The following is a 12,033-nucleotide window of genomic DNA, read 5'->3' as shown; positions in this document are numbered from 1 at the left end:
CAGGACTGACAACGAATGCGAGGGTTTGTCTACACGCTAAGCCCAAGGAGCATAAGCTCTTTGGGCTTTTTTGATGTAGCGTGAGGAATGCGGATGGAATATGGGCTATTTGTTCATAATAGGAGAAGAGTTTGAGGAAAGGATGGAGACAAATGGACGAAAAGAATGAACAGCAGCCTGAGCGAAAGCCAGAAGAAAAAGACAGCATTATGAGCAAAATACAGCAGCTTGGTGAAACAGCCGTTCCGCAGCTGCCGCAAGATACAAATATCCATTGCCTCACCATTATTGGACAAATTGAAGGCCATATGCAGCTTCCACCGCAAAATAAAACAACCAAATACGAACATGTCATTCCACAAATCGTAGCCGTTGAACAAAACCCGAAAATAGAGGGCCTTCTGATCATCTTAAATACAGTAGGAGGAGATGTTGAAGCGGGACTCGCAATTGCAGAAATGCTTGCTTCTTTATCAAAACCAACTGTCTCGATTGTGCTTGGCGGCGGCCACTCTATAGGTGTCCCGATCGCTGTATCGTGTGACTATTCGTATATTGCCGAAACAGCTACGATGACCATTCATCCTGTGCGTTTAACAGGTCTTGTCATTGGTGTTCCGCAAACCTTTGAATACTTAGATAAAATGCAGGAAAGAGTCATTAACTTTGTCACAAGCCACTCCAACATTACAGAAGAGAAGTTTAAAGAGCTCATGTTCTCAAAAGGCAATTTGACAAGAGACATTGGAACAAATGTCGTTGGTCATGAGGCAGCGGAATACGGACTCATGAATGAAGTCGGCGGTGTAGGACAAGCGATTAAAAAGTTGAATGAACTTATCGGAGACAGGGCATCTCAAAACGAGGGGCTGATCCAATGATTTTATATACGCCTATGCCATATGAAGCCATTTACGCTGAGGAACAGGGAGAACGTAAACTCCAGCAGGTAAACATTCAAGGTGTGCCAGTGATGGTTGAAATGAAAGAAGATGAAGCAGAAATCGTTCAAGTCATGAGCACCAATCCTATGGATTTTCTCAATCAAGAGCTTGCACCAGGCAAGCGATTGAAGTTACATTTAGGCACCAATCAAACCGACTCATATGAATGATTCTATGCTATAATAAAGGGAAAACTTACAACAAGATGCAGCCAAAACCAGGCTGCTTTCTTTCTGATCTTTCGGTAGGTTATATTTTCTTTCGTAGTAAGGTGATGAGTATGGCTAAAAAGAGAAAACGGAAAACGAGAAAAAAACAAAATAAACAGCTAAAACTGAAATATGAATTAAATGGGTTAGTCTGTATTGCCATAGCGATCATTGCCATTTTACAGCTGGGCGTTGTTGGACAAACCTTTGTACATTTATTCCGATTTTTTGCAGGTGAATGGTTTATTCTCTGCCTTATCGGATTATTTCTTTTTGGTGTGACGATTTTCTGGAAAAAACAAATCCCAGATATTTTGACAAGAAGAAAAGCAGGTCTCTACTGCATCATTGCGAGTATCTTGCTTTTGTCACATGTGAAGCTTTTTCAGCATCTTTCATCTGCTGGCGTCATTGGCTCTCAAAGTGTAATTAGAAATACATTTGAGCTTTTCTTGATGGATATGAAAGGTGAAACAGGGTCACCTGATTTAGGAGGCGGCATGATCGGAGCTGTATTGTTTGCTGCTTCTTATTTCTTATTTGCGCAAGCAGGCTCGCAAATCATGGCAATTGTCCTGATGCTGATTGGAATTGTTCTGATTACAAACCGATCCCTGCAGGAAATGGTGAAAAAAGTGACGATTCCTGTATCACAATTTATGGTGAAGCAGTGGAAGGCGTTTGTTGAAGATATGAAAGGAATCAGGCAGGCGAAAAAAAGCGCGTCCTCTCAGAAAACAGGTGAAAAGAAAAAACGTTCACGCATTCAAGAACAGGACGAGGATGATCTGATCTTGATCGAAGAGGAAACGCCGTCTTCTGAGAATAGCCAGCCGATTATTTCAAGCTTTGCAGACAGGGATGACATTCTCACCCCGCCCGTTCAAAAGAAGCAGGCGGCAAAAGAGACAGAGCCTCTTCAAGAGTCTGTGCAAAGTGCACCAGTTCAATCAGATACAGCTGATGAACCAAAAGAGGCACCGCCGATGACATTTACAGAACTTGAAAACAAAGATTACGAATTGCCGTCACTTGATATTTTGGCAGAGCCGCAGCATTCAGGTCAGCAAACAGATAAGAAAAATATATATGAAAATGCAAGAAAGCTTGAAAAAACATTTCAAAGCTTTGGTGTGAAAGCAAAAGTCACACAGGTTCATTTAGGTCCAGCTGTGACCAAATATGAAGTATATCCAGATGTTGGCGTGAAGGTCAGCAAAATCGTCAATCTAAGTGATGATTTAGCACTCGCCCTTGCAGCAAAGGACATTCGAATTGAGGCGCCGATTCCTGGTAAATCAGCCATCGGGATTGAAGTTCCGAATGCAGAAATCGCTATGGTTTCATTAAAAGAGGTATTAGAATCGAAGCAAAATGACCGTCCAAATGCTAAGCTCCTTATTGGCTTAGGACGCAATATCTCGGGTGAAGCCGTGCTTGCCGAAATGAACAAAATGCCGCATTTACTTGTAGCAGGTTCGACTGGAAGCGGAAAAAGTGTGTGTATCAATGGCATTATCACAAGTATTCTCATGAGAGCAAAGCCTCATGAAGTGAAAATGATGATGATTGATCCCAAAATGGTTGAATTAAATGTGTATAACGGCATTCCGCACCTTTTGGCACCTGTCGTAACAGACCCTAAGAAAGCTTCTCAAGCACTTAAAAAAGTAGTCAGCGAAATGGAACGCCGCTATGAATTGTTTTCTCATACTGGGACAAGAAATATTGAAGGATACAATGATTACATTAAACGAATGAATCAAACAGAAGATGCCAAACAGCCAGAGCTTCCTTATATTGTTGTCATTGTAGACGAGCTTGCAGATTTAATGATGGTCGCTTCATCTGATGTGGAAGATTCCATTACAAGACTTTCTCAAATGGCTCGTGCTGCGGGAATTCATTTGATTATCGCCACACAAAGACCTTCTGTTGATGTCATTACTGGTGTCATTAAAGCCAACATCCCGTCCCGCATTGCCTTTAGCGTATCCTCCCAAACAGATTCACGGACGATCCTTGATATGGGGGGCGCAGAAAAGTTGCTGGGCAGAGGGGACATGCTGTTTTTACCTGTTGGTGCAAACAAGCCGGTTCGTGTGCAAGGCGCCTTTTTATCAGATGAAGAAGTGGAACATGTTGTTGATCATGTGATCACACAGCAAAAAGCCCAATACCAAGAGGAAATGATTCCAAGCGAAGAAACGCAGGATCAGCTTGCAGCTGTGGAAGATGATCTATATGATGAAGCAGTTGAACTGATCATTGGCATGCAGACGGCTTCTGTCTCTATGCTGCAAAGAAGGTTCCGCATCGGTTATACCCGGGCAGCACGTCTCATTGACGCAATGGAAGAGCGAGGCGTTGTAGGCCCATATGAAGGAAGTAAACCAAGAGAGGTTCTTCTCTCAAAAGAACAATATGACGAGCTCTCTTCATAAGTTGAAGAGAGCTTTCGTGAAAATCAGTAAACGATAGTATGATTATGTTAACTGGATGTCAGACTATTTATTTATTTGCAAAAACATGATATAGTTATGTTCAACTTATCTCGGAATAGAGATTTCTCATCTTATCATTTGCATTGATTAGACGGAGGGAAAACATGTCGACCAAAACAGACAATCGCCATTTATATTTGAAAGTGATTGACCGTATTAAAGAAGATATTCAAACAGGTGTATATGCCGAAAAAGAAAAGCTGCCTTCTGAGTTTGAGCTCTCAAAGCTTTTAGGTGTGAGCAGAGCGACACTGCGTGAAGCCCTTCGTATATTAGAAGAAGAAAAGTATTTAATAAGAAGGCATGGTGTGGGGACTTTCGTCAACTCAAGACCACTTTTTTCGACAGGCATAGAACAGCTGACAAGTGTCACGAAAATGATTGAGCAGGTCAATATGACGCCTGGTACCATCTTTTTATCCTCGCAAGAAGGGGAGCCAACAGAAAATGATGTCATTCGTTTTCAGTGTGATGAATCTGATGGGATTTTTTCAATGGAACGCGTTCGAACGGCAGATGGACAGCCAGTTGTTTATTGTTTAGATAAAATTCCAGTCAAACACCTTCCCGCTTCTTTTACACATGAAGAAGAGTCTCTTTTTGAGCTGTTTGGAAGAGAACCGCACAGTGGGATTAAATATGCAGTTGCAGACATTGAACCAATTGGGTACCACGATCAGGTCTCACCGATTCTAGATTGTGACCCTGAAACGGCGTTATTATTACTCAAACAAATGCACTATGATCAGGATGATCAGCCGGTCTTATACTCCCTCAATTATTTTCGAGCGGATAAATTCAGCTTTCATGTCATACGCAAACGATTTTAAAAAGCAGTCGCTTCCATAGGCGGCTGCTTTTTGTTTGCCATACATAATACTCGTCAAACTTGCCACACTAATACGTAACAGTATATAGAATTGGGTGAATGATGTTGGGCGAGAAAACAGTCAGTAAAAAGAATATCATTGCGTTATCATCAGTCCCTCTAATCATGACACTAGGGAACTCGATGTTAATACCTGTATTGCCAGAGATAGAAAAGAAACTCTCGATCACTTCCTTTCAAGTCTCTCTCATTATTACGGTATATTCGGTTGTAGCAATCTTATGTATTCCAATCGCCGGTTATTTATCAGACCGGATTGGGCGGAAAAAGGTACTGCTGCCGTGTCTTTTAATCGCCGGACTTGGAGGGGCTGTGGCAGCAGTCGCCTCAACAATCATGAAAGAACCGTATATGTGGATCCTTCTTGGCAGGGTCCTTCAAGGTGTCGGTTCAGCTGGAGCGGCACCTGTTGTTATGCCATTTATAGGAGATTTGTTTCATGATGATGAAGAGGTCAGTGCGGGACTTGGCGCCATTGAAACCTCTAACACAGCGGGAAAGGTCCTAAGCCCGATTATTGGGGCATTTCTTGCTTCATGGTTTTGGTATGTGCCGTTTTGGTTCATTCCGTTCTTTTCGGCCATCAGCTTTTTCATGGTACTGTTCATGGTAGAGTCGGCAAAAAAAGAGGAGGACCCGCCTTCATTTAAAGAATTTTTAAAATCAACAAAGACCATTTTTAAGCATGAAGGACGCTGGCTTTATGCCATTTTTGCTATTGGCGGTTTTATTATGTTTCTTCTTTTTGGTGTGCTTTTTTACTTATCCGATAATCTAGAGGCGGCTTATCAAATAAAAGGTGTCAAAAAAGGGTTCCTGCTGAGTATTCCGCTCCTTTTTCTATCAATCAGTTCCTTCGTTGCTGGAAAAACGATTGGAAAAGAAAAAGGAAAAATGAGGATCTTTTTAATCGCAGGTATGGCTTTGTTATCACTTTCTTATATTTTTTTATGGTGGAATCACAGCTTTTACGTATTGTTTATATGTTTAAGCATTGGCGGTGTTGGTATCGGTATTGTGCTGCCTGCACTTGATGCGCTGATTACAGAAGGAATTGAAAAAGAACAATGCGGTACCATTACGTCATTTTATAGCAGTATGCGTTTTATCGGTGTTGCTTTAGGACCTCCGATTTTTGCCTATCTTATGGATAAAGGGGACTCCATTGTTTTTATTCTCTCGACCATTTGCAGTCTCATTTCACTATTTTTGGTCCTCTTTTTCATCCAGCCAGATGAAGAGGATGAGAGTGAACAATTGAAAACAGTTTAAATATAGAAAAAAGACGGCATTTTGCCATCTTTTTTCTTTTTTATAAATTGACATGTAAAATTTTGATAGTTAAACTAATGTATAGTAATATCTTTTAAATTATCCCAAATTGGAGGTGTTCAAAAACATTCATTTTCTGTCTTTCTTTAGGCAGAAATTGAGCTCGCGTGCTGATGATGGAGATGTGTTTCTTCAACACGTAAGGACAATTGAATAGGTCATCCTGCCATTTGAAGGAGACGCAGTCAGCACTTCAGACACGCTCAAATACAGCAAATTGATTGATGAACTAGAAGGAGCTTGAAGCAGCTATGTTGCAAATAATTAAAGCAAGATGGATTGTATTAGTGGTGTGGATGATAACAGCTGTGATTCTGTTTATTACTGCGCCCGATTTAGAGGAATTAACAAGAGAAAAAGGGCAATTAAAGGTTCCGGAGGGGACACCAACAGCTGAGGCACTTCACCTATTGGATAAGCTGTCAGATAAGAACGGGAAAAAAGATACAGGTGTGCTTGTATTCTCTGAACAACATCTGTTCCCTGCGAAAGAGCAGGAATTAAAAAAGGCTTTAGCTGCACTCATGACACATGCCCCAGAACTCCACATTGACGGAATTACTTCATATTTTCATGTAGATCCGGACATTCAAAAACAACTTTTATCAAAGGATAAAAGTACACTTCTTGTTCCATTCAAATTCGACCACTACGAAACAAAAGCTGTGAAGATTAAAGAACAAATTGAGGAAGTTTTAAAGCCCTATCATGTCTCATATGAAATAACGGGTCAAAAATTTGTGGATTCAGATGTCATTAAAAGTTCTCAACAAGGTCTGAAGAAAACTGAACTTATCACGATGATTTTTATTTTCTTTATTTTAATAATTGTTTTCAGATCGATATTGGCACCTGTTGTTCCGCTCATTACGATAGGCATTTCTTACGCTGTCAGCCGGTGTATTGTGGCTTTTCTTGTAGAATATACACAATTTCCTCTATCTAATTTTACTCAGATTTTTATGGTAGCCATTATGTTCGGTATCGGAACGGATTATTGCATCCTGCTGTTAAGCCGTTTTAAAGAGGAGATCGGTCAAGGCCGTGATGTCAAAGAGTCGATTATCGTCACGTATCAATGTGCAGGGAAGACGGTATTTTTCAGCGGCTTAGCCGTGTTAGTCGGCTTCTCAAGTATTGGATTTGCTAAATTCCAATTGTATCAATCAGCCGTTAGTGTTGCCGTTGGAGTGGGCATTCTGCTGATTGCCCTTGTCACCATCGTTCCCTTTTTTATGTCTGTTTTCGGAAAATCTCTATTCTGGCCATCTAAAAGAGAAAACATTCGGCACCCACAAAGTAAAATGTGGGAATGGGCTGGGCGTTTTTCATTTAAAAGGCCGCTGATCAGCTTAGGTTTAGTCGCTCTTATTACAGTGCCTCCTATTCTGATGTACGACGGCACCCTATCTTATAACAGTTTAAATGAAATCGGGAATAAGTATGAGTCGGTGTCTGCATTTAATAAGATATCAGAGCAATTTGGCTTTGGTGAAGCGCTGCCGCTGAATGTGCTTGTTGAAAGTGACAATAAGCTAGATAATCAAAAAAAGATTGTGATCATTGAAAAACTGACCCGTAAACTAAATGACATTGACGAAGTCAAAGCAGTCCGCAGTGTCACGCGTCCTGTTGGAGACGGGCTGAGCCAGCTTTATGTCACCTCTCAAGCGAAAGAGCTGGGAGGAGAACTTGGCAAAGGACATGAAGGAATCGGGAAAATTTCTGATGGCTTGACAGAAACAAATCTGGCCCTTCTCAAACAAAAACCAAAAATTGAAGAATCCGCTCAAGGCATTGACAAGCTGATTGATGGAACGAAAGCAATCAAAAGCGGTATCGGAGAAGTCAGGGAATCCCTTATCTCTTTAGAAGATGGGGTGAGGCGCAGTAAAGATGGCGTCGGTACGATTCGAAGTGAAATCAAAGAAGCGAAAAAAGAATTAGAGCAAGAATATCGCAGCAGCGAAACGATGATTCAAGAGCTAGAGCAAGTGGTGAATACACTGGAACGCCATGCGAAATCGAATCAGCAGCTGATGACAACCATTAAGAAAGTAAAGAAATCTTATGAAAATCTATCATTTGAAGCACTAGAAAATCGTCTTCCAGAAGTAAAAGACATGGAAGAATATAAAGAAATCAAGAAAGTATTCAAAGAAACAAAAGGAATGCTTGATCAAGCAGGGGATCAAATGAGTGTATATGAAGAGGAAGCCTCTCACTTTAAGCAAAAGATCAAGCAGGCAGATCAAGTGATTCAAACCTTATCAAGCAAGCAAAAAGAAGTAAAACGCCAAGTGCAAGCGCTCATGGATGGGCTTGATCAAATTTATGACGGTCTTGACCAAACAAATGAGGGCCAAAAACAATTGATTATAGAAATGCCGAAAATTGAAGATGGTGCAGATCAGCTGACAGACGGCCAAAAAGCCATCAAAAAAGGATTTAGCCAGCTTTCATCAAAACTTACATTATTAACAGATGGATTAGATGAAAGTATTGAAGGGCTTGAGCAGGTCAAAAGCGGCTTCACCGAGGCTGACGGCTACTTAAAGCAGCTTCAGCAAGCGCCAGATGAAGAAATAACGGGCTGGTTTATTCCAGAAGAAGTGCTGAAACGCCAAGAATTTAAGCAAATCTTCCATACGTATATGTCTCCAGATCGTAAATTAACGACTTTTGAAGTCATCCTAAATGTGAATCCATACAGCAATGAAGCGATGAAAGGTGTCGCAAAAATTGAGGAAACCCTTGATCAATATTTACCTGTAAGTGGACTCAAAAATGCCAAATACGGTGTATCTGGTATCTCAAGTTTAAATGTGGACTTAAAAGAAACGTCTGACGGTGATTTTATTCGAACTGTCATCTTCATGTTAATTGGTATTTTTATTATTTTAATTATTTTATTACGGTCAATCGTCATGCCGGTATACTTAACACTTTCACTGATTTTAACGTATTTTACATCGATCGGGTTAACAGAATGGATCTTTAAAACATTTTTTGGATACGATGGTGTCAGTTGGGCTGTCCCATTTTTCAGCTTTGTTATTCTTGTGACGCTCGGGATCGATTATTCCATCTTCCTCATGGATCGTTTTAATGAATGGAAGGGAGAGCATGTACAAGCATCGATGATATCAGCGATGAGAAATATGGGTTCTGTCATTATTTCTGCAGTGGCCATTTTAGCAGGTACGTTCGCCGCTATGCTGCCATCGGGAGTATTATCACTTGTTGAAATTGCAACGGTCGTACTTATTGGACTTTTATTATATGCTTTTGTTGTATTACCGCTCTTTATTCCGGTCATGGTTCGTATTTTCGGTAAATGGAATTGGTGGCCGTTTAGAATGAAATAACAACTGGCGTCTCTGCTATAAGCAGAGGCGTTTTTATTTCCTATCCTTTCCTCTGATTGATATAATGTCTATTAAATGGCTGTTTCACGTATATATCAGCTATGTTCTAATACATAATAAATAGGATGAACAAAGGAGGTTTCTCATGACGTACTTACAAGAGAAGACACTGGACACACCTGGTCTTCATACTCATATTGTCAAAACAGAAAAATTTAAAACCGTGACAATCCTTTTTAAAATGCTTGCACCGTTATCCAAAGATGACGTTACTATGCGTTCTCTTTTCCCGCATGTGCTGCTAAGAGGAACAGAAAAAATGCCGAAAACAGGTGCATTGCGTGCTTATTTTGATGAGCTCTATGGAGCAACCGTTTCGGCAGACATGGCGAAAAAAGGTGAGAATCACATCATTACCTTCCGCTTGGAAATGGCGAATGAAAAATATTTAAAGGATCAAACCCCTTTACTAGAAAAAGGGATTGCCTTACTATCTGACCTATTATTCCACCCATATGTTGAAGAAGGGGTGTTTAGTCAATTATATGTAGATCAAGAAAAACGCACGTTAAAACAGCGAATTCAGGCAGTCTATGATGATAAAATGCGTTATTCGAATTTAAGACTCGTGCAGGAAATGTGTAAAGGTGAACCATATGCACTGCACGTCAATGGTGAAATGGAAGACATCGACGCAATCACCGCTCACTCGCTCTTTGAAGCTTATGAGCATGCGCTTCAATCAAACCAGCTTGATCTTTATGTAGTAGGAGATGTTGACGAACAAGACATCAGCCGAATGGTCTCCCAATACTTTAAAACAAGTGAAAGAGAACCGATCAAACAACAGACTGAATCAGCAAGACCTCAAAATGAACCAAAAGAAGTCATTGATGAAGAGGACGTAAAACAAGGCAAACTGAACATCGGCTTTCGCACACATACAACGATTGCAGATAAAGATTATCCGGCGCTGCATTTGTTTAATGGTATATTCGGCGGTTTCTCGCATTCTAAGCTATTCATCAATGTTCGTGAAAAAGCAAGTCTTGCGTACTACGCTGTGTCTAGACTTGAGAGCTTTAAAGGCTTGATGATGGTCATGTCAGGGATTGAAGTTGGCAACTACCAGCAGGCAGTAGACATCATCAAAGAACAATTTGAAGCGATGCAAAAAGGTGATTTTTCTGATGAAGCAATTGATCAAACAAAAGCAGTCGTCAAAAACCAGCTGCTTGAAACGATCGATACATCTTATGGGACAGCAGAATATTTGTATCAGCATGCCGTTGTGCCAACTGGGGAAACCCTTGATTCCTTTTTGGAAGCATTAGACCAAGTGACAAAAGAGGACATCATCAAAGTGGGTCAGAAAATCGAGTGGGATACGACCTATTTTCTTAAAGGAACGGAGGGTGCTTCATGACAGTGAAAACAATTCAATTCGATCAGCTACAAGAAACGGTCTATCACGAAAAAATGGAAAGCGGACTTGACGTCTATGTGCTGCCAAAGCAAGGGTTTAACAAAACCTATGCGACCTTTACAACAAAATATGGCTCAGTTGATAATGAATTTGTGCCGCTTGGCAAAGAAGACATGATTCGAGTGCCTGATGGAATTGCCCATTTCTTAGAGCATAAGCTGTTTGAAAAAGAAGATGGAGACGTGTTTCATACCTTTAGTAAACAAGGAGCATCCGCAAACGCTTTTACTACGTTTACGAGAACGGCTTATTTATTCTCAAGCACCTCAAATGTCGAACAAAACCTTGAGACGCTCATTGATTTTGTTCAAGAGCCTTATTTTACTGAAAAAACAGTCGAAAAAGAAAAGGGTATTATTGGCCAAGAAATTAACATGTATGATGACAATCCGGACTGGCGTTTATTCTTTGGTCTGATTGAAAATTTATATCAAGAGCATCCTGTGAGAATAGATATTGCTGGAACAGTAGAGAGCATTGCCCCTATTACAAAAGATCATTTGTATGAATGCTATGAAACGTTCTATCACCCGAGCAATATGCTTCTTTTCGTTGTAGGTCCCGTTGATCCGAAGCAAATTTTAGATCAAGTCAGAGCGAATCAGGCGAAAAAGCCATTTACAGATCAGCCGGAGATCAAACGAAAAGACATCAATGAGCCTGAAGGTGTATACCGGAAAGAATACGAACTACCAATGAACGTACAAGGCTCTAAATGTATGTTCGGGTTGAAAACAAAAAATCCGCATAAAAAAGGAAATCAACTGCTAAAGCATGAGCTTGGGATGAACCTCATTTTAGAGACGCTGTTTGGCAAAAGCTCATTACAATATGAACAGATGTATGAAAAAGGCTTAATTGATGAAACATTCAGCTACGATTATACAGAAGAAGGCGGCTTTGGCTTCACTTCAGTTGGCGGGGATACAAATGATCCTGATCAACTTGCAAAAGTATTAAAAGAAACCCTTCTTCAAGCAAAAAGCCTCATGACAGAGGAGAAAATTGAGCTTGCACGCAAGAAAAAAATCGGCAGCTTTTTAAAAGCCATGAATTCTCCAGAATACATTGCGAACCAATTTACTCGATATGCATTCTTAGACATGAGCTTATTTGATGTCGTCACAGTGCTGGAACAAATTCAATTAGCTGATATTCAGCAAATTTTAGATGAAGAAATTGATGAAGAACGGATGTCCGTTTTCAAAGTCGTCCCAAAAACAAAATAAATGTAAAAAGACAAACTCATATCGGCAGAGTTTGTCTTTTTTATGTTCATTGAAAAAACCGCTATTTGCGAG

8 protein-coding genes are annotated in these 12,033 nt (G+C 40.4%); all 8 read left to right on the top strand.

The genetic code is table 11. The annotated features are described in order from the left end of the window. Nucleotides 1–152: 152 nt before the first annotated feature. The 8 genes from AMR95_RS03980 to yfmH all read left to right on the top strand — a co-directional run bounded on the left by AMR95_RS03980 (nucleotide 153) and on the right by yfmH (nucleotide 11,961). On the top strand, nucleotides 153–881 hold the full coding sequence (locus AMR95_RS03980) for a ClpP family protease (RefSeq protein WP_024424124.1): 729 nt from the start codon (nucleotides 153–155) through the stop codon (nucleotides 879–881). Further along, nucleotides 878–1,114: a YlzJ-like family protein gene (locus tag AMR95_RS03975; protein WP_008344712.1), complete on the top strand. Its 237-nt coding sequence runs from the start codon at nucleotides 878–880 to the stop codon at nucleotides 1,112–1,114. Before AMR95_RS03980 ends, AMR95_RS03975 begins: the two co-directional genes overlap by 4 nt. A 110-nt stretch (nucleotides 1,115–1,224) precedes the next feature. Next, nucleotides 1,225–3,597 (top strand): FtsK/SpoIIIE family DNA translocase, encoded by a 2,373-nt coding sequence (locus tag AMR95_RS03970; protein WP_039178690.1) that lies wholly within the window; start codon nucleotides 1,225–1,227, stop codon nucleotides 3,595–3,597. Between the two features lie 164 nt (nucleotides 3,598–3,761). Then, nucleotides 3,762–4,487 (top strand): GntR family transcriptional regulator, encoded by a 726-nt coding sequence (locus AMR95_RS03965; RefSeq protein WP_039178693.1) that lies wholly within the window; start codon nucleotides 3,762–3,764, stop codon nucleotides 4,485–4,487. A gap of 101 nt (nucleotides 4,488–4,588) precedes the next feature. Continuing rightward, complete coding sequence (locus AMR95_RS03960; RefSeq protein ID WP_058837662.1) at nucleotides 4,589–5,818, top strand: MFS transporter; 1,230 nt, start codon at nucleotides 4,589–4,591, stop codon at nucleotides 5,816–5,818. Between the two features lie 311 nt (nucleotides 5,819–6,129). Beyond that, nucleotides 6,130–9,246, top strand: coding sequence for an MMPL family transporter (locus AMR95_RS03955; protein WP_058837661.1), 3,117 nt, complete (start codon nucleotides 6,130–6,132; stop codon nucleotides 9,244–9,246). A 145-nt stretch (nucleotides 9,247–9,391) separates the two neighbouring features. Then, nucleotides 9,392–10,672, top strand: coding sequence for an EF-P 5-aminopentanol modification-associated protein YfmF (gene yfmF / locus AMR95_RS03950; protein WP_058837660.1), 1,281 nt, complete (start codon nucleotides 9,392–9,394; stop codon nucleotides 10,670–10,672). Continuing rightward, nucleotides 10,669–11,961 carry an EF-P 5-aminopentanol modification-associated protein YfmH gene (yfmH, locus tag AMR95_RS03945; protein ID WP_039178701.1) on the top strand — a complete coding sequence of 431 codons (1,293 nt, stop codon included), beginning with the start codon at nucleotides 10,669–10,671 and terminating at the stop codon, nucleotides 11,959–11,961. Before yfmF ends, yfmH begins: the two co-directional genes overlap by 4 nt. The last annotated feature ends 72 nt before the right edge of the window (nucleotides 11,962–12,033 follow it).

It is taken from the genome of Bacillus sp. G1(2015b) (assembly GCF_001482475.1).
In the GTDB taxonomy this organism is placed as follows: Bacteria; Bacillota; Bacilli; order Bacillales; family Bacillaceae; genus Bacillus; species Bacillus safensis.
The sequence above is the reverse complement of the archived record's forward strand: the minus strand, read 5'-3'. Positions and strand labels throughout refer to the sequence as shown.

Excerpts from the sequence above, each read along its gene's own strand:
- AMR95_RS03980 (WP_024424124.1), top strand. The coding sequence starts at position 153 with ATGGACGAAAAGAATGAACAGCAGCCTGAGCGAAAGCCAGAAGAAAAA.
- AMR95_RS03975 (WP_008344712.1), top strand. The coding sequence starts at position 878 with ATGATTTTATATACGCCTATGCCATATGAAGCCATTTACGCTGAGGAA.
- AMR95_RS03970 (WP_039178690.1), top strand. The coding sequence starts at position 1,225 with ATGGCTAAAAAGAGAAAACGGAAAACGAGAAAAAAACAAAATAAACAG.
- AMR95_RS03965 (WP_039178693.1), top strand. The coding sequence starts at position 3,762 with ATGTCGACCAAAACAGACAATCGCCATTTATATTTGAAAGTGATTGAC.
- AMR95_RS03960 (WP_058837662.1), top strand. The coding sequence starts at position 4,589 with ATGTTGGGCGAGAAAACAGTCAGTAAAAAGAATATCATTGCGTTATCA.
- AMR95_RS03955 (WP_058837661.1), top strand. The coding sequence starts at position 6,130 with ATGTTGCAAATAATTAAAGCAAGATGGATTGTATTAGTGGTGTGGATG.
- yfmF (WP_058837660.1), top strand. The coding sequence starts at position 9,392 with ATGACGTACTTACAAGAGAAGACACTGGACACACCTGGTCTTCATACT.
- yfmH (WP_039178701.1), top strand. The coding sequence starts at position 10,669 with ATGACAGTGAAAACAATTCAATTCGATCAGCTACAAGAAACGGTCTAT.